This window comes from Autumnicola patrickiae (assembly GCF_031846525.1).
GTDB lineage: Bacteria > Bacteroidota > Bacteroidia > Flavobacteriales > Flavobacteriaceae > Autumnicola > Autumnicola patrickiae.
This window is the reverse complement of the sequence record NZ_JAVRHM010000013.1, coordinates 95,771-114,842: the sequence shown is the minus strand read 5'-3', so window position 1 is coordinate 114,842 and position 19,072 is coordinate 95,771. Positions and strand designations below refer to the sequence as shown.

At 38.3% G+C, this 19,072-nt stretch carries 16 protein-coding genes; 6 read left to right on the top strand and 10 right to left on the bottom strand.

All coding sequences use genetic code 11. From position 1 onward, the window contains the following. Positions 1 to 220: 220 nt before the first annotated feature. From RM549_RS12240 to RM549_RS12205, 8 genes are all read right to left on the bottom strand, one after another. Complete coding sequence (locus RM549_RS12240; RefSeq protein WP_311685239.1) at positions 221 to 2,518, bottom strand: TonB-dependent receptor; 2,298 nt, start codon at positions 2,516 to 2,518, stop codon at positions 221 to 223. Positions 2,519 to 2,580: 62 nt separating this feature from the next. Then, positions 2,581 to 2,898, bottom strand: coding sequence for a hypothetical protein (locus RM549_RS12235; protein WP_311685237.1), 318 nt, complete (start codon positions 2,896 to 2,898; stop codon positions 2,581 to 2,583). A gap of 2 nt (positions 2,899 to 2,900) precedes the next feature. Next, the gene (locus RM549_RS12230; protein WP_311685235.1) at positions 2,901 to 3,206 is read right to left on the bottom strand and encodes a DUF6787 family protein; all 306 of its coding nucleotides are present in this window, start codon (positions 3,204 to 3,206) and stop codon (positions 2,901 to 2,903) included. Between the two features lie 46 nt (positions 3,207 to 3,252). Beyond that, positions 3,253 to 3,675 carry a DUF6146 family protein gene (locus RM549_RS12225; RefSeq protein WP_311685233.1) on the bottom strand — a complete coding sequence of 141 codons (423 nt, stop codon included), beginning with the start codon at positions 3,673 to 3,675 and terminating at the stop codon, positions 3,253 to 3,255. Between the two features lie 40 nt (positions 3,676 to 3,715). Continuing rightward, the gene (locus RM549_RS12220) at positions 3,716 to 4,339 is read right to left on the bottom strand and encodes a DUF937 domain-containing protein (protein ID WP_311685231.1); all 624 of its coding nucleotides are present in this window, start codon (positions 4,337 to 4,339) and stop codon (positions 3,716 to 3,718) included. 117 nt (positions 4,340 to 4,456) lie between these two features. Then, positions 4,457 to 5,416 carry a D-2-hydroxyacid dehydrogenase gene (locus tag RM549_RS12215; protein WP_311685229.1) on the bottom strand — a complete coding sequence of 320 codons (960 nt, stop codon included), beginning with the start codon at positions 5,414 to 5,416 and terminating at the stop codon, positions 4,457 to 4,459. A gap of 121 nt (positions 5,417 to 5,537) precedes the next feature. Further along, complete coding sequence (serC, locus tag RM549_RS12210) at positions 5,538 to 6,602, bottom strand: 3-phosphoserine/phosphohydroxythreonine transaminase (RefSeq protein WP_311685227.1); 1,065 nt, start codon at positions 6,600 to 6,602, stop codon at positions 5,538 to 5,540. Between the two features lie 79 nt (positions 6,603 to 6,681). Continuing rightward, positions 6,682 to 7,743, bottom strand: a complete 1,062-nt coding sequence (locus RM549_RS12205; protein WP_311685225.1) for an acyl-CoA reductase — start codon at positions 7,741 to 7,743, stop codon at positions 6,682 to 6,684. Positions 7,744 to 7,879: 136 nt separating this feature from the next. Here RM549_RS12205 and RM549_RS12200 point away from each other — a divergent pair, with 136 nt between their 5' ends. Further along, on the top strand, positions 7,880 to 8,233 hold the full coding sequence (locus tag RM549_RS12200; RefSeq protein WP_311685224.1) for a 4Fe-4S dicluster domain-containing protein: 354 nt from the start codon (positions 7,880 to 7,882) through the stop codon (positions 8,231 to 8,233). 69 nt (positions 8,234 to 8,302) lie between these two features. Here RM549_RS12200 and RM549_RS12195 read toward each other — a convergent pair whose 3' ends face one another. After that, entirely contained in the window at positions 8,303 to 9,181 is an 879-nt protein-coding gene (locus tag RM549_RS12195; protein ID WP_311685222.1) for an AraC family transcriptional regulator, read from the bottom strand. 229 nt (positions 9,182 to 9,410) lie between these two features. Here RM549_RS12195 and RM549_RS12190 point away from each other — a divergent pair, with 229 nt between their 5' ends. Then, on the top strand, positions 9,411 to 9,992 hold the full coding sequence (locus tag RM549_RS12190) for a hypothetical protein (RefSeq protein ID WP_311685220.1): 582 nt from the start codon (positions 9,411 to 9,413) through the stop codon (positions 9,990 to 9,992). Positions 9,993 to 10,067: 75 nt separating this feature from the next. On the opposite strand, the gene RM549_RS12185 is transcribed toward RM549_RS12190, so the two are convergent. Then, positions 10,068 to 10,757 (bottom strand): NUDIX hydrolase, encoded by a 690-nt coding sequence (locus RM549_RS12185; protein WP_311685218.1) that lies wholly within the window; start codon positions 10,755 to 10,757, stop codon positions 10,068 to 10,070. A gap of 230 nt (positions 10,758 to 10,987) precedes the next feature. Between RM549_RS12185 and RM549_RS12180 the strand changes: the two genes are divergently transcribed. The 4 genes from RM549_RS12180 to RM549_RS12165 all read left to right on the top strand — a co-directional run bounded on the left by RM549_RS12180 (position 10,988) and on the right by RM549_RS12165 (position 19,064). Beyond that, positions 10,988 to 14,062: a SusC/RagA family TonB-linked outer membrane protein gene (locus RM549_RS12180; RefSeq protein ID WP_311685216.1), complete on the top strand. Its 3,075-nt coding sequence runs from the start codon at positions 10,988 to 10,990 to the stop codon at positions 14,060 to 14,062. A gap of 12 nt (positions 14,063 to 14,074) precedes the next feature. Continuing rightward, entirely contained in the window at positions 14,075 to 15,643 is a 1,569-nt protein-coding gene (locus RM549_RS12175) for a RagB/SusD family nutrient uptake outer membrane protein (RefSeq protein ID WP_311685214.1), read from the top strand. Positions 15,644 to 15,751: 108 nt separating this feature from the next. Further along, positions 15,752 to 17,296, top strand: a complete 1,545-nt coding sequence (locus RM549_RS12170; protein ID WP_311685212.1) for an alpha-N-arabinofuranosidase — start codon at positions 15,752 to 15,754, stop codon at positions 17,294 to 17,296. 133 nt (positions 17,297 to 17,429) lie between these two features. Continuing rightward, positions 17,430 to 19,064: an arabinan endo-1,5-alpha-L-arabinosidase gene (locus RM549_RS12165; protein WP_311685210.1), complete on the top strand. Its 1,635-nt coding sequence runs from the start codon at positions 17,430 to 17,432 to the stop codon at positions 19,062 to 19,064. The last annotated feature ends 8 nt before the right edge of the window (positions 19,065 to 19,072 follow it).

The window sequence follows — 19,072 nt, the reverse complement described above, 5'->3', positions numbered from 1 at the left end:
TGGCAGTTACCGGCCTTTAAAAAGTTTGCGGTTTGTAGTTCGGAGTAATTTTGTGAGCGGTTTCGATAGCTATTAGAACGAGAGGCTTTTATTAAATTGAAGTACAAAAGTGACAGGTTAAAAATGCAATTATCGGCCTCCTGAGTTAAGTTTCTAAAAAACGATAAAGAGCTGTCCAAATTCTGTTTGTTTACTGGAATTTGGACAGCTTCTTTTTATTTTAAATGTTCCAGAGGAGGGATACCAGGATGTTTCTTCCGATATTGGAAATTCCATCTGGCTTTAATCTGGATAAGTGGGAAATGTAATCCTTGTTTAGAAGGTTATTTCCGCTGATATTAATTTCTACAGAAGAAGAAGCCCCAAATTCCAGTTCTCCTCCTAATCCTGCACCTAATAGTCCGTAACCTCCTGTTCTTGTTTCAAAAGTACTCACGGTATTTTGATCGAAAACATTCTTCAGCCTGACAAAAGCGTATTTGTTTGATAATTGCTGATCACTTTCAAATTCCACCCTAAAAGTGTTCGTTATCGAGTTAGCCGGAATAAGAGGAAGATATCCGCCATTATTAAGTTTCCCCGTTACAGTTTCAAAACTGCTTTCCAGATGCAGCCAGTCTAACGGATGTGGATGAATGTGAAAACCAATTTCCCCACCGTACAGAGTAGCATCACCTTGCGTGTAGTTAAAAACAAGATCATCTTCAATAAATTCTCCTGAAGGATTTAAAAAGATATAATCGTTTACCGAATTGTGAAAGGCATTTGCAAAAGCTTCAAAATGTTCGTTTCTCCATTCCAGTGAAAGGTCCACCTGTAAATTTTGTTCATTATCAAGATTGGCATTTCCAACTTCGTACCTGTTGGCACCATGATGGGAACCATTAGAAGTCAATTCGGCTAAATTAGGAGCACGAAATCCGCTAGCGAGGTTTAGCCTTACAATAAATTTGCTCTGGTATTGATATTTAGCTCCAATCGCACCGTTTATGCTGTTAAAAGATCTGTCCACAGCTGCAATAAAAGATTCTTCTCCTTCATGCCCGTAGCTTTCGCTGTTGATCGTTCTGTTGTCATAACGAAGCCCCCCCTGAAAATCCCAATTTTCGAGGTGAAAATGAGCCGTACCAAAAACTCCGAAATCTACCATCTCTGCATCGGGAATAAGAATTTCTTCCCCAAAATTGGAATTGGTCTGGTGCATTCCCTGCACTCCAAGTATAGTTTCAAAATTACCGGTTTTGGGCAGGTTATATTTCAAATTATAGTTGAGGGATTCCAGGTGCATTTCCAAAGCAGGATGTGCTTCTTCGTGACCTTCTTCATGCTCTTCATGTTCTTCTTCATGTTCGTGATCTTCATGATCCTCATGCTCTTCTTCGTGTTCGTGAGCATGTTCTTCCTCAAATTCTTTTCGGTTATTGAATTGATAACCAATATTTAGATCGAGGCTCGAATTTGGCAAATATAAGCGGTTATCCAGGCTTACAATATGATTATCGATTTCCTGATAGGGTAGGAGCGGCTCTTTTTCTGTATTCTGGATACCGATCTCCTCAGGAATTCCAATGTTAGCTCTGTTGAAATTATAACGTAAATCAGCTTTATAACGGGAATCCTGATAACCAAAACCTCCCTTAAAGTCGGTCTCGTTAAACCTTGTGTTCGTGACTTTTGTTCCGTCTCCTGTTTCGTAATCGCTATGAGCAGCATAACTTCCGCGGGCGAGAAATTTTAGATTATCGCCAGAAGTTTTTGCCATTGCACTTGCCTGATATCCCAAAGTATTACTGAAATAACTTCCGTCAACTTCAGCGTTAGTTGTATTTGCCTGCGCATATCTTTCCGGGTTTAGATAAAGCACGCCGCCAATCGCATCGCTTCCGTAGAGAAGGGAAGCAGGGCCTTTTATCACCTCTACACTTCCTATTCCTTTAGAACTAATTCCAAGGCCGTGCTCGTCGCCGTATTGCTGATTTTCAAGCCGCACACCCTGCGTGTAAACAAGTACGCGGTTAGAGCTTAATCCTCGTATTACAGGTTTACCAATGCCAATTCCTGTGGTGATACTTTCTACCCCGGGCATTTGGGAAATCCCGTCAGCCAGTGTAATAGCTCCTTTTCGGTTTAATTCTGAAACATTTTCGCGGTCTACCTTCATTACATTTTCGCTCTGGAGCTGGTGGAACGGCGTAGAAACTATGACCTCCTCCATTTCTATGGCAGAAGGTTGAATTACAATAATTACTCCTTCGGAAGGAAGTTGTATTTCCCTTGAAAATGAGCTGTAACCAACAGAAGAAATAACCAACTTGTAAGTTCCTTCTGAAATATTGCTAATACTGAAATTGCCATTAAAATCTGTAAGTGTTCCTTTTTCAAGTTGGGGGAGATATATGGTAGCACTAACTACAGGTTCTCCTGTTTCGGCATTGGTAATAGTTCCAGAAAATTGATATTGGGCATATATAAACGGTGTGACTGCTAGAAGCAGCACAATTAAAATTTTGCTTTTCATGTAATTATTTAAATGATTTGTATAACATTTTTCCCAAAGTAGATTGGGATTAAAGGCGGAAGTTATACGTGCTGTGGAGGTCCTCTTAGCTCAAAAGGTAGCTTTTGGTAATCACTTAAAAATTGATAATAATTGAAGATAACTTTTTGCTGAACCTTTATTTCTAGAGGTTCAAACGTGAGGAGTTCGAGTTGGAGTGCAGGAGTATTATGAAACTTGTAAAGTTCACAATCCACCGCTTTTGCATGATAATGGGTTTCGGAATAATTATCACAAAGTTTATGCCCGTGTCCGCTAAAAATATGCGCAAAAGTTACTGCCGATGGCAATAAAATCAACACAGCGGATAAGACAAGAAATATGTTCTGAAAAGATTTCAAAATTATAGTCGGAGAAGTTTAGCCATTCCTAATCTTGAAAGCATTTTTTTCTCAAAAGTCCAAAAGAATTGAAACTGACCGAAGAGCCAGCCAAAAGAAACCAGAAGCACCTGATAAATTGGAAATATAAGTAATAACCTAAGGGACCAATAGATTAGCCAGTGAGAATTTTCTTTATGAATTCCAATGAATTCCACCAAAGGTCCTGCAAGCTTTGCAGAAGAGGAACCCGTAACAGCAAACACTACCAGTATCACCAGAATTTGCCAATTGGAATCTATCCCCCAATGCTTTTTTAGTTTCTCCATGCTGCAAATATATTAAATGCGAGAAAGAAATTAGCGATTCTAAAAGTTAAATACGCGTGGGCACGGGAAAGCGCTGATTATACTGGCGGCTGAAGTAGACAAAATAATTGTAAAGCAAATAATTAACTTCATATCCATAATTTATCCTTGGCTCGTAATTTATTTCATTTACGTACAAATTGGGATTGTAACGCTGTGGTTGTCGCACCCGATTATTATATTCTGTAACCAGTTGCTGGTTCTTACTTTCCAAATATTCCTGCGAATAATATCCTTCAGGTTGTGCAATAGAATTAATAAAGAGATTAAATCCCGGTTCAATAATAATTATTTCGTATTCCAGGCTGTCGTTGGCAATCCTTACCGTATCATTTTCTGCATTTGCCAATCTGTCTGAACGCAAGCTTCGGTTGGAGCCACAGCTATAAATAAAGAGGCCCATAAGAAGCACGTAAATTATATTCTTCATTATCTTCTTTTATATGTTCTACTCAAGAATTATTCCCGAATTATTTTCCGCCGGTAAATCCGCCAAGGATACTTCCGTCTTCTTTTCCTTTTTTGCCGCCGCCAAGCACCATTCCGGCAACATCATCAATAATTTTTCCATCCCTGTTCCTGTCCAGAAGGCTTTCTATAAGAGACGAATCGTGGGCTGCACTTGCTCCCATTAGCGATTCTATTAAAGCAGGAAGTCCATCGGCTTTTACTCTGTCTATTCTTTTCTGGCTTCCAAGCAGGCTCATTATAACCGGAGCTGCCAATTTTAATATGGTGCTAATGGAATCTTTGCTCATCCCGAGCGTCTTCGATAAAGTTTCCTCTATAATGTCTTTTTGTCCCCCAAGCACATGTCCAAGGACTTTTGCTCCTTCTCCCGTAAGTTCCCCTGTTTCTGAATCCTGAAGGTTTTCCAGAAGATCACCCTTATGTTTCTCGTTTTCAAGAGCCTCATCAAGAGCTTTAGCGCCTTCTTCTTTTTCTGAATTGTTTTTTAATGCGCCAAGGATTAACGGCATTCCCATCACTAAAGCTGAAGTTATATTGTCTTTGTCTTCATTGGTCTCTTTACTCGCTTTATCAATTAAGTTTTCTCCCGGTGTCGTATTTAGAATATCTAATATTGATGCCATAAGTTGAAATTTTTATTTAAAAATAAATTTACGGCTTATAAAAGAAGGAGTGCGTTAAAGAAATACTACAATCACAATGAACAGTAAACAATGAGCAATTAACAATAAAAATAATTACTAGGCTTTTCCCTTTAATGCAGAAATTACTTTTTCGGCCAGTTCTACGCCAATCCTGTCCTGAGCTTCTATTGTTGAACCACCTGTATGTGGAGTTAAAGAAACTTTTTCGTTCATTAGTAATTTAATTGCCGGAGAGGGCTCATTCTGAAAAGTATCCAGTCCTGCAAAAGCAAGTTTTCCGCTTTCCAAAGCTTCCAGAAGGGCTTCTTCGTCCACAACTCCTCCCCGGGAGGCGTTAATAATACCAGCACCATCTTTCATGGCATTAATTTCGGTCTTACCGATAACTGGCGTTTTTTGTGCAGGGACATGAAGCGTGATAAAATCTGAATGTTTTACAAGCTGGTGGATAGGCTCTGTTCTTATTGGAATGGTAATGCTCTGGTGATTGTAAAATTCGAGTGTTATTTTTGCTTCGCCCACCTTTATATCGCTGGCAATCACTTTCATTCCAAGACCAAGGGCTATTTTTGCCACTTCCCGTCCTATTTTTCCAAATCCGATAATCCCCAATGTTTTATCTCTCAATTCCCGTCCTTGAGCATAGGACTTCTTTAAATCCCTAAAGCGGGAATCACCTTCCAGGGGCATATTCCGGTTAGAATCGTGTAAAAATCGTACTCCGTTAAACAAATGAGCAAAAACAAGTTCTGCCACAGCATTGGAAGAAGCTTCCGGAGTATTAATTACAGTGATTCCTTTACTTTCAGCATATTTTACATCGATATTGTCCAAACCAACTCCGCCGCGACCAATGACTTTTAGATTTGGGCACTCATCTATAAGTTCTTTACGTATCTGGGTGCCACTACGGACTAAAATAACGTCAATTTGATGCTCATTAAGGTAATTTATGAGCTGTCCCTGCGCTACTTTGCTCACAATGACTTCAAAACCTTCTTTTTCGAGTTTATTTTTGCCGTTTTGTGATATTCCGTCGTTTGCTAATACTTTCATCTTTTTTATTTAAAATGGTGAGGGTCTAAAAATGCCAATTATCGACCTGCTGAATTTCTTCAGACGAAATTGATAACGGCAAAATTATTTTTTTCCTTTTCGGTTTCTTCTGCGGAAAAATCTACGCTTCTTTTTCCAGCTTCTGCATCACATCCACCAGAACCTGAACACTTTCTAAAGAAAGCGCATTATACATGGAAGCGCGATATCCACCCACACTTCGGTGACCACTTAAGCCATTGATGTTTGCTTCTTTCCACATGCTGTCGAACTTTTCCTTCTTACTTTCATCGGTTAAGTTGAAGGTTGGGTTCATTGTAGAGCGATCTTCAGTAGCAGCAAAACCTTTAAAAAGAGGGTTCCGGTCAATTTCATTGTAAAGAAGAGTTGCTTTTTTGTTGTTTAGCTCTTCCATAGCCTTGATTCCGCCTTTATCTTTAATCCATCTAAGGGTGAGCAGGGAAACATAAACGGCGTAGACCGGGGGCGTATTGAACATACTGTCTTTCTCGATATGCACCTGGTAATCCATCATAGAAGGAATTTGCCTGTTCACTTTGCCTAAAATATCTTCTTTTACAACTACAAGTGTCGCGCCTGCTGGCCCCATATTTTTCTGTGCCCCGGCATAAATAAGATCGAACTGGGAAAAATCAAGTTCCCGTGAAAAAATATCACTACTCATGTCGCATACCACGGGAGCATCGACAGAAGGGAAATTTTTCATCTGAGTTCCAAAAATGGTATTGTTGCTCGTGCAATGGAAATAATTAATATCTTCTGGAATGTTATAATCTTTTGGAATATAATTGAAGTTTTGGTCCTTAGAAGAAGCTACTTCTACTACTTCTCCAAACAATTTTGCCTCCTTAATAGCCTTACTGGACCAGGTGCCGGTGTTTAGATAGGCTGCTTTATCCTGAAGTAAATTGTAGGCAGTCATTAAAAACTGCATGCTCGCACCTCCCTGAAGGAAAATTGCCTTATAACCTTTATTTTCCAGTCCCAGCAATTCCAGCGCCAGTTGCCGTGCTTCTTCCATTACACTTACAAATGCCGCACTACGGTGGGAAATCTCTAAAATTGAAAGACCGGTATCATTAAAATCTAATATAGCCTGTGAAGCTTCCTGAAAAACTTCCTGTGGTAGCACGCACGGACCTGCGCTAAAATTATGTTTTTTCATAAAAGAAAATGGTTGATTTTGTTAAACAAAGATGAGAAAAAATGAAATGCCAGTGGTTATTACAACGGTGATTTTGGTGTTATAACTTTAATAAAAAAGCAAGCGTATCCACATCGTCTGCGTAATCCCAAAGTTTAGGGTGCTGCGTTTCGCCGAATTTAACTTCATTGTCAATAAATCCTTCAGAAACTACACATTGTAATTTTTCTTTATTCTCTTCCAGCTTTTGCTTTAAATCTTCTTCTGAAGAATAACGCTCGTAAAAAAGAGTGGCGATAGGAGAGCCGAAAGTTTCTTCTTCCTTCAGAAGTAAAAATCCGTTATCAAGGATTTTAAATTCGCTCATTAAATATACTGCTTTATTGTAGTCGTAATTATTGGCATATTTCGCATGGTTCATGATATCATTCCAATCGTACATTGCGGGATAAAACTGCTCAAAATTATAATCTTTGGGCACGTATAATTTTGAAACGTTGCGGCATCCTAAACCAAAGTACTGGAAAATATCGCGACTCAAATTCTGCAGTTGCTGCTCACTTTCATTTCCGGTAAGAACTGCAACAGAATTCCTGTTTTTTCTAATGATGCTCGCTTTATTTTTAAAATAGTATTCAAAATAGCGGGCGGTATTGTTACTGCCCGTTGCGATTACAGCATCAAAGTTTTTTAAATGGTCATCTGTGAATCGAATAAGATTTTCAAATTCGGGATTTAACTGTATTAGAAATTTGGCAATTATTGGTAGTAGCAGCTTGTCGTTACTGGATTGTTTTACCAGCACTTTGTGTCCGGACATAAGCACAGACAAAAAATCATGAAAGCCAACAAGCGGAATATTTCCTGCCATAATCACAGCTACTGTTTTTTGTTCCCCATGGTCTTGCAGATCGTATTTTTCCAGCCACGCATCAAGATTTTCTTCTTTAAGTGCTTTGCTCCACTCGTTTAACGCAAAAATGATGTTCTCACGGGTAAACCATCCGTTGTGATGAACAGCATTGTCAATTTTATTTTTTAACTCATTATATAATCCTGCATATTCAACATCTTTTTCTGAATTTTCTTCAGTAGTAAGTGTGAATTGTCCCAGAAATCTTCCGAGTTCTATAAAATTTGATTTTCTATCGTGGATTGTCATTGCCTAATTTGGTTATGAATGCTTTTGACGTTAAATTTGCAGCGAAATTAAAATTTCCGCATGGGAAAAGCTATTGATTTTTCTTAAAGCTGCAGGGATTTTGATATAATAGTTAAATTTACAAATAAATAAAGCTATGGCAATTGTAATAACCGACGAGTGTATAAACTGTGGTGCCTGTGAACCGGAATGCCCAAACACTGCGATTTATGAAGGAGCTGATGACTGGAGATATGCTGACGGTACAGAATTAGAGGGCGATGTGGTACTTCCAAATGGCAAAGCTGCAAATGCAGAGGAATCACAGGAACCGGTAAGTGATGAGATATATTATATAGTTCCAGATAAATGTACAGAGTGTAAAGGTTTTCATGAAGAGCCACAGTGTGCTGCAGTTTGTCCTGTAGACTGCTGTGTTCCCGATGAAGATCATGTGGAGTCTGAAGAAGAACTGCTGGAAAAACAACGCTTTATGCACGGAAGTGAATAAGGATTGGTTTGTTGAATAAAGTGGAAACCCGTTTCAGCTGAAACGGGTTTTCTTTTTTAAACTGTTCTCTCAGGATACAGTGTATTTCAGTTCGTTTCTATATGCAGATGGGGATTTTCCCGTAAACTTTTTAAACTGTTTATTGAAATGGCTAAAGTTGTTGAATCCGCATTCAAAACATACATCAGTAATACTTATTTGCTTTTCATGTAAAAGTTTGGCTGCATGCGCCAGTCTGTATTCGTTGGCAAACTGAGTAAAAGTTTTTCCGGTAATTTTTTTAAAGTATCTGCAGAAGCCCGGTACAGTCATGCTTACCTTTTCTGCAATTTCATCAAGACTTATAGAGCGCATATATTCCTGCTTCACAAAATTAAAAACGATATTTATCCGGTTGTTATCCTGAAGTTCGGTTTCTAATATAAATCCATGGGCATTAAGAATGGTGTAATTCTCTGCAGCTTCCAACATCCTAAAAACATCCAGTAGCCCCAGGAGACGGTCGAATGCATTTAAGTTTTCCAAGGACTCTATTTTCTTTCCAATACTTCTTTTATTTTCTCCGTGAAAGACAATACCTTTTTGGGAGCGTTCCAGCAGCGTCTTTATTCCTTTCATTTCAGGAATTTCAAAAAAAACTTCTCCAAGAAAATCTGGTTTTATCTGGATTACAGTTTCTGCTTCGTGTGCTGTAAGACTATCAGTAAAGCCGCAGTGGGGGAGGTGAGATCCTATAAGCAGGAGATCCCCATTTCTATAATAGGAGATATGACTTCCAATTTGCCTTTTTCCGGTGCCCCCATTTACGTAAACCAACTCAATTTCCGGATGATAATGCCAAAAACTGTTGTTTTTGTTCTGATGGTCCTTATTATAGGTTCTATAAGAAATAGAGCTACCAAAGGCTGGTTCTATTTTCTCATAAGCAGGTTTGAATAATTTTGACATAAATAGGATTTTTTATAAATATAATGTAATTCAATTTTAATGCAATGATCTTTGCTAAATTATCTATGAAATATGGTATTTGTACATTAACTGAATATTAAATAATTATAAACGATAAAATAGAACATATTTTGGCATATCTAAGACAATTTTAAGAGGATAGTTCGTGGTACATTTGAATATGTTATTATCAATGAATTAACATTATTAACCTTTAAAATTGTGAATTATGAAAAATGTAATTAGATTATCAGTCGTAACTCTTTTATTATGTATGAGTTTACAAGTTTCCGCAGCTGAAGGTTTAGCTGTGAAGGTAGATGAGAAGTCTATATTAGTGGAAGTAGGAAATTCGGTTAAAGGAGCAACTCTCACACTGCAGGACAGGTATGGAGTCATTCTTTTTAAGGATGGACTAATGGATGGAAAATCTTATATAAAGGCTTTAAACCTGGAAGAGGTGCCGGAAGGAATTTATTACCTTCATTTTGAAGATGAGTTTCACATTTTCACAAAGAAAATCACCAAAATTAAAGAATGTCTAACAATTGAAGCTAAGAACTCAGATGTTGTTTTTAAACCAGCTTTTAAATTGGATAAAAAAATGGTAAGATTTTCTTTACCTAATCCTGAAGAAAGTCTTACTGAAGTTTTAATACATGATTCTTCCGGTATGCTTATGGGATCCATGATCTATAAAGATGCCGTTATCGCTAAAACATTTGATTTTTCTAAAGTTCCTGCCGGAAAGTATGAAATTACGATAATAACAAAAACTAATACTTTTAGTAAAGTTATGGATTTGGGCTAGTTCAAATATTAAGTTGTGTTCCTATAACCCGCTGAGAAGTGGGTTATTTTTTTGACCATTCCTGAAGTTTAACTATTAAAGTTTAAAAGAAAATCCATCAGCAGTCTTTCGCTTATATTTTTGCTCATCGAACATATACAGGAAGGATCCTTTTTTGGAAGATTCCATGTCTTTTTCATCTGTTTTATGAAGTATGTCCAACGCATTAATTTTATTGATGAAATTCCTTTTGTCCAGTTTTTCGCCCAAAATAGCTTCGTACATCTTCTGAAGCTGGCGCATAGTGAATTTCTGCGGAAGGAGTTCAAAACCAATAGGCTTGGTTGAGGTGCGGTACCTTAATCTGTTAATTGCTCTCTGGACCATTCTTTCGTGGTCAAAGATAAGTTTAGGGGCTTCAGAAATATTGAACCATTGCGCAGAATACTGCTGGGTAAGCTCTTCGTTATGTTCCTCAATGTTAATTAAAGCGTAATAAGCCACAGAAACTGTTCTTTCTACAGGATCACGATCAACTTTACTGAAACTGTAGAGTTGCTCCATATAAACATTGTTAATTCCTGTTAAATGATGTAAAATCCGGGTTGCTGCCTGATCCAGGTCTTCACTTCTTTTTAAGAAACCGCCCATTAGAGACCATCTCCCTTTCTGCGGTTCAAAATCACGTTTAATAAGGAGGATTTTTAATTCTTCATTATCGAAACCAAAAATTATACAATCTACTGCAAGTAATGCTTTGTCCTCAGAATTGTAACTATGGATCATTTTATTTATTGGTTGTTAGCTGGACAGACAAAGATTGTTATTTAATTTTAAAATAAAAATTATGAACAGAAATAATTGAAAATCATAAACTGACATTACGAATGTGATAATTTCACAATGATGCAAGTTAAAAAAATGTAAAATTTTATTTGTTTTTTTTGTTTAAGTTTAATTATATTTGGAAATGTAAATTCCACACTTATTAATTCAACTTTTAAACTATGACTAAAATGCAAGAAATTTTTACTAAAAACCGGTCAGGGCGAAAAGGTTTTCGTTCGGTTTTGATGCTTATTATCCTCTTTGGATTTTCGGGATATGCTCAAAACACTACCGTAACCGGTACGGTCACTGCCCAGAGTGATGGTTTTCCATTGCCTGGTGTAAATGTAATTGAAAAAGGAACCTCTAACGGAGTAGTTACCGGAATGGACGGAAATTATTCCATTGACGTTCCAGCCGAGGCTACCCTGGTTTTTTCTTACCTTGGTTTTGAAACCCAGGAAATTGCTGTAGATGGGCGGTCACAAATTGATGTGACTTTAACTGATGACCTTGAATCACTGGACGATGTGGTGGTTGTGGGGTATGGTACCCAAAGAAGGTCTGACCTTACCGGCTCGGTTAGTGTAATCGATGCAAGTGAGGTTCAAAAGGTTTCCAATAGTGATGTTTCCCAGCTTTTGCAGGGTAGGTCTGCAGGGGTAACGGTAACAGCTAACGGGGAACCGGGAGCTGGTGCCAATGTTCGTATACGGGGGGTATCTACTTTTGGAGATAGTCAGCCTTTATACATTGTGGATGGGGTTCCGGTAGGGACTTCAATCAGGGATTTTAACCCTAACGATATTGCGAGTATCCAGGTTCTTAAAGATGCTTCGGCAGGTGCTATTTACGGTTCCAGAGCGGCTAATGGTGTGGTTATTATTACGACTAAGCAGGGTACAAAAAACACTCCTTTGCAAATCCAGTATAGTGGATATTATGGAATTGACGAGGTGGCGCAAAGAATCCCGGTTTTGGGTAGAGAAGATTATCAAATGATCTCTAATGAAAAAAGAATCAATGCAGGTCAGCCATTAATCCCCGGGAATGATCCAAGTTCTGATCTTTACGTAAGTGATACTGATACAGACTGGCAAGGTGTTGGGCTTAAGAGTGGTAACAGGCAAAATCATAATTTCAGATTTTCCGGAGGTGGTGAAAACATCACTTATAATGCTACTATGGATTATTTTAGTAATGAAGGGGTTTTTGTAGGAAATGGTCCTGATTATGAGAGATATTCTGGAAGAATTAACACTGTAATGGAAAAAGGTAGATTTAAAATATCACCTTCTTTATATTATACTCATAGTTTTGAGAATTCTTTAACTTTTAGAGGAGATGTTTTAACTGGAGGACGTCCTCCACTGATAAATGACCTTGTAAATGCAATTCCTACTTTAGGTATTTATGATCCAACCAACGAGGGTGGTTATGCGGGAACTTCTTCAGAAATCCATCAGGAAATTGTTTTAAACGTACCGGGTATAAATAGCCTTTTTACTAATAATGTAGAGGTAGACAGGATTTTTGCGATTGTGAATCCAGAGTTTAAGATCATTGATTCAGAAGATCACCAACTAACTTACAAGCTGAATACCAGTTACGATAAAACTCATGTGAGAAGTTTTTCTTTTGTACCGGAATTTGAAATGGGATATTTCTTTGGAACAGGAAGATCTCTTTTAGATGATAACTCGACTATTTATACAGTAGGTCTTGTTGAGAATACATTAAATTACAACACAAATTTTGATCAGCACTCTTTTGATGTTGTGCTAGGACAAACATTTCAGAAGAATACAACAATTATAAGGACTGCGCATTCTGAAAACTTGCCAAAGCCTTATTATCCTGTGCTTTCTAATGGAGTTAATCAAACAGTAGGAGGAGAGGAGATTGAAAGTTCTCTTGCGTCTTATTTTGGAAGGTTAAACTATAATTTTGACGACAGGTATCTTTTAACAGCAACAGTTAGAAGAGATGGATCTTCAAGGTTTGCATCTGAAAACAGATGGGGAACTTTTCCTTCTTTAGCCTTAGGATGGAGAATTGATAATGAAGACTTCTTTAATATTTCTGAAGATGTGGTGAGCAATTTAAAGCTGAGAGCAAGTTATGGTGAGTTAGGAAACCAAAACATTGGTGATTACCTTTATCAGGCTGTAATTAATAGAAATATTCCTTACAATTTTGATCAGGATAGAGTTCTTGGTGGACTTCAGACAAGTGTGGTGTCAGAAGATATTGTTTGGGAAACTACGACTTCTCTTGATGTTGGTCTGGATGCAACCTTCTTTAAGCGCAAAATTGATGTTGCTCTTGATTATTATGAGAGAGAAACAGTGGATATTCTTGTTGGCGTGCCAATCCCCTGGTCTACAGGTTCTGTGAATGTTAGTCCACTTGTAAATGCAGGAAGCATCCGAAACTCAGGTTTTGAAGCAGAAGTAACTTATCATCATAGCGGTAATGAAGATTTTAATTTCGATTTATCTGGTAACGTAAGTACTATTAATAACGAAGTTTTAGCTCTTGGTGGAAATAACGAACCAATTACTGGAGCGGGTTCCAGAACACAAGTAGGAAGAGAAGTAGGTGAACACTTTGGCTTTGTTTATGAAGGTATTTTTCAAAGCCAGGAAGAAGTGGAAGAACATGCTTTCCAAAGTGCAGCTACCGCACCTGGTGATGTAAAATTTAGGGATATTAGTGGTGATGGACAAATTAATGCAGATGACCGTACCTTTCTTGGTAGTGCTCTTCCAAGTGTAACTTATGGTTTAAATTTTTCTGCCAATTACAAGAACTTTGATTTTACAGTATTTACATCAGGAGCAGCAGGCTACTATATTAACAGCAGGTTGTATCGTTCTCTAATGCTTTCTACAGGCTTTATAAATGCTCATGAAGATATTCTGGATCGATGGACTCCTGAAAATACAGATACTAACATCCCACGGGTAGTGGCGGATGATCCCAACAACAATGCGAGGGATTCCAACAGACCGGGATGGCTTCAAAAAGGAGATTATCTTAGGATTAATACTGTTTCCCTTGGATATACCATGCCAGAAGAGTTGTTTGGTAACTTTATAGATAATTTGCGTGTGTATGGAACGGTGCAGAACTTATATACCTTTCAACATTACAAAGGCTTTAATCCTGATTTTAATTCAGGTGTGTTGGAGCCTGGATTTGATAACGGAACGTATCCGCGACCCAGAACAGTTATGATGGGGATTGATTTATCATTTTAAAAAAAAAATATTATGAAAATATCGAAATTTTTAATGTTATCGTTTAGCATGCTAGTGCTTGTAGGATGTGAAGACGAACTGGATTTAAATAATCCAAACAGCATGACAGCTGTGGAATATTGGTCAAATGAAGAACAAGCAATAGCGGGTGTCAATGCTGCTTATACAAACCTGTTAAATGATGGGTATTATATGAGGATGACCCCTGCTTTAACAGATGGTCGAGCTGATGATTTTAGGGCAGATAGCCCCTGGCCAGATTTGGGACAGGTTTCTAATTTCACCATTTTGCCAACTTCAGGTCCTATTACCTGGATGTGGGAAACCTATTACCAACAAGTTTTTAGAACAAACCAGGTGCTGGCAAATGTTCCTGATATAGAGATGGATCAGGATGTGAAAGATCGTGTACTTGGTCAGGCATATTTTTTAAGAGGGTTGGCTTATTTTCATCTTGCCATTAATTATCAAAGGGTTCCTGTAATTCTTACTCCTGCGCAAAGTGAGGCTGATTACTATCAACCTACAGCTTCTGAGGAAGAATTGTGGGCTCAGATTGTTTCTGATTTTTCAAGTGCTCAGGAATTATTACCTGTGGATTATCAATCAGTATCAGGTCCGGATAGAGGACAACTAGGCAGAGCTACAAAAGGTGCTGCAACAGGATTCTTGGGTAAAACATATCTTTATATGGAAGAATGGAGTTCAGCTGCAGAAGAGTTTAGAAAATTAATTGAAGGTCCCGAGCTTAATAACTATTCATTAATGGATGATTATGCAGATAACTTCAGTCCGTTTTCCGAGAACAATGCAGAATCTCTTTTTGAGGTTCAATTTGCCACACCAGATCAGGTTGGTGGAACAGTTAAGAATTATGGTGGAAATCCACAAAATGACTGGATGCAGGTTTCTTCTGTAGGGCATACTTATGCTCAGGATGGTTTTGGATATTCAGATTTTCTTCCTACCCGCTGGATCTACAATGAATACAATGAAGAGGATCCTGTTGACGCAGAGGTTGATCCAAGGTTATTGGTATCCATTGCATCCTATGAGCCAGAGGCTAACTCTACAACAGTATATGGTGGTGTAGAATGGCCACATGCACCAGATGCCATATATCCACGTAAATATACCCACGATGGTTATGGGTTTGAAACAGAGAGCCAAGGGGGTGTTGAACTTTCAGGTATTAATTATCGTTTAATGAGATATGCAGATGTTTTACTAATGTATGCTGAAGCTTTAAATGAAATGGGACAAACCCAGGAAGCTTATCAGTACATCAATGATGTTAGAAACAGAGCTAATTTACCAGATCTGGAAGAGGTAAAACCTAATTTGTCCCAGGAAGAAATGAGGGATCAAATAGCCCATGAGCGTGCACTGGAACTATCTATGGAAAGTATAAGATTCCATGACATTGTTAGATGGGGATGGTTATACGACGATGAGAAACTGGCATTACTTAGAGAGCGTGATAGTGAATTTGAAACCTGGAGACCAGGTAAAGAATATCTTCCTATCCCACAATCTGAATTGGATGTAAATCCTAATGCTGAGCCAAATTCGGCTAATTAAATAAATTTTTAACTGAGGCTGCCTGCTAATTACGTATTGGAGTTGAAATATTTTAGCTTGCCGATAATTGTAAATTTCAGGCGGTCTCTTTTATTAAAAAAGAATGAAATGAACAAAAGTTTTAAAGGAATACTTGGAGGTCTGGCGGCCGTTTTATTTGCAGGTACTGTGCAGGCTCAAACTACTGTAAGTATTGAAAATAAAGAAGATGCTCCTGTAATCAGCAAACATATTTATGGTCACTTTGCTGAACATTTAGGACGTTCCATTTATGATGGTCTCTATGTTGGGGAAGATAGCCCTATACCTAACACAAATGGAGTACGAAATGATTTAATTGCAGCTCTTAAAGATTTACAAATACCTAATCTTAGATGGCCTGGCGGTTGTTTTGCCGACACCTACCATTGGAAAGATGGAATTGGTCCAAAAGAAGATCGGCCTACTATTGTTAATGCCTGGTGGGGAGGAGTTACTGAAGATAACAGCTTTGGAACCCACGATTTCCTTAACCTGTGTGAAGAACTTGGTGCAGAGCCATATTTAGCAGCAAATTTAGGAAGTGGTACAGTAGAAGAATTTACAGATTGGATTCAGTATGTAAACCATTCTGAAGGAAGCCCCATGGCTAAACTGAGAAAGGAAAACGGAAAAGAAGAGCCCTGGAATGTTAAATATTGGGGTGTTGGTAACGAGATGTGGGGTTGTGGAGGAAATATGACTCCGGAATTCTACGCCAACCTTTACCGCCAGTATGCTACTTTTATGACCAGCTGGGAAAATGAGAATGATCTTTATAGAATTGCTTCCGGAGCAAATCAAGATGATTATCACTGGACGGAGGTTCTTATGAGAGACGTTCCTAAACATTTAATTGAAGGTGTTGCATTACATTCTTATTCTTTTGTAGAATGGGATGAAAAAGGATCTGCTTCAGATTTTAATGAAGAACAATATTTTTCCACCATGAAAACTGCTTTGTGGATGCAGGAACTTATTGATAAGCATACTGATATTATGGATAAGTATGATCCTGAAAAAGAAATAGATCTTATTGTAGATGAATGGGGTGGCTGGTATGAAGTTGAAGAGGGTACCAATCCTGGTTTCCTTTATCAGCAAAATACTATGAGAGATGCCATGATTGCAGGTACAACTCTAAATATTTTCAATAATGAAAGTGAGAGGGTGAAAATGGCAAATTTGGCCCAGACAGTGAACGTACTGCAGGCAGTTGCTTTAACTGAGGGTGAAAACATGCTTTTAACCCCTACTTACCACGTGATGAAAATGTATACAGTACATCACGACGCAAAATTGCTTCCTGTAGATTTTGATTCCCCTGAATATACTTATAATGGAGAATCTTTACCGGCAGTTTCTGTTTCAGCTTCAAAAAAAGAAGGAAATGTTGCTATTTCTCTAGTAAATATTGACTCACAAAAAGAAAATGAGGTAGAGATAGACCTTGAAGCATTAGATGTGAAAAATATGACTGCGACTATTTTAACTTCAGATAAGTTGCAGGATCACAATACGTTTGAGAATACTGAAAAAGTTACTCCGGAGGAATTTAAAGATTTTAAATTAAGAAGAGGAAAACTGCAAGTGACCTTACCTCCTTTTTCTGTAGTAGTGCTGGAATCAAAATAGTTCCTTTCAGATAAAGATTAACCTTTGCGGGTTTATAGAATATCAAGCGGAATTTGGGGATGCAATAGATAAACCTGGCCATTTCCAGTTCCGCTTTTTTGCAGATAGCTTTGCAAGACTAAAATAAAAAATCATGAAGAAATCGAAACTTTATTCAAAATTCCTTATAATTTTTCTTCTTTTTTCTATAGGAACTGTTTCAATTAGCTGTTCAGAAGATGATGAGGACTTTACAGATGATTCTGTTGATCCAGAACCAGAACCAGATCCTGGTACAGATCCAGAACCAGATGATTTTGCGGGACCAACTTATCCCGATGATTACACAAACATTGCTTCCTGGGAACAGCGTTCACAATGGAATCTGGCCAATGTCCACGATCCAACCGTTGAGAAAGATGGAGAGTATTTTTATATGTATCAAACTGATGCGTCCTATGGAAATGCACATGAAGGACATGGTCACTACCCGGTGCGGCGATCAACAGATCTTATAAATTGGGAACATCGTGGAGCAGTTTTTTCTGAAGCTCCATCATGGATCAAGGATTCCCTTAATAATATGCGCGCACGTATGGATCCACCTTTGGATCCTATAGAAAATCCGAATTATGGATTCTGGGCACCGCACATTTCTAAAGTAGGTAATACCTACCGGCTTTATTACAGTGTAGTAGTCACCAATCCAATTGTTGGATCTGATGCTGATGCTGCATGGACCGAACGTGCATTTATTGGACTCGCAGAAACCAATGACCTGGCTTCCAATAATTGGACAGACAAAGGAATGGTAGTGAGTTCTGTTGCAGATGGAGTGGAAACTTATCTAAGGGAAAACGGAAATGACTGGAGCGGGTATTTCAAATTTAATGCTATAGATCCAAGTTTTATAGTTACTCCGGAAGGGGAGCACTGGTTAATTTATGGCTCCTGGCATTCGGGTATTGCTGCTTTACAGGTAAATCCTGAAACAGGAAAGCCAGACCGGTTAGAAACTGTTGAAGATCATGGAGTAAGAATTGCAGGTCGTGGAAATGTAAATGCTAATCGCTGGCAGGGTCTTGAGGGGCCGGAAATAATTTATAATGAAGAAACTGGCTATTACTATCTTTTCCTTGCTTATGATGAACTTTCGGTAGCTTATAATACCCGAGTTGTAAGATCACAAAATATTACCGGTCCCTATGTTGGTATAGATGGATCCAGTGTTACTGAAGGGGCAGAAGCCTTACCTATAGTAACACATCCATATGCTTTTAATAATCATCCTGGCTGGGTTGGTTTTTCCCATCCTTCTGTTTTCCAGGATGAGGATACAGGGCAGTGGTTTTATTCTTCGCAAGCCCGTTTACCTGAAGGAGTACAGGGAATTAATGCTTCTAATGCAGTGATGATGGGTCATGTGAGAAAAATTGAATGGACAGAAGATGGCTGGCCTTTGGTATCACCAGAGCGTTATGCAGGAGTACCGGAATCACCGATATCTGAAGAAGCTATAGTAGGAACCTGGGAACACATTACTCTGAATTATCAATACAGGGAAATTCAGGAATCTACAAATGTTGTTTTTCATGAAGACAATACTGTTTCAGGAAGTATAACGGGTAGCTGGTCTTTTGACAGCGACTCCAATACCCTTACCATTAATGACAAAGAGCATATTGTTTCAAACTCATGGGATTGGGAAGCATCACCAAGACATACCACCTTAACTTATGTTGGTTTAAATTCATCAGGAAGATCGGCGTGGGGGAAAAAGGTAGAATAGGAATCAGA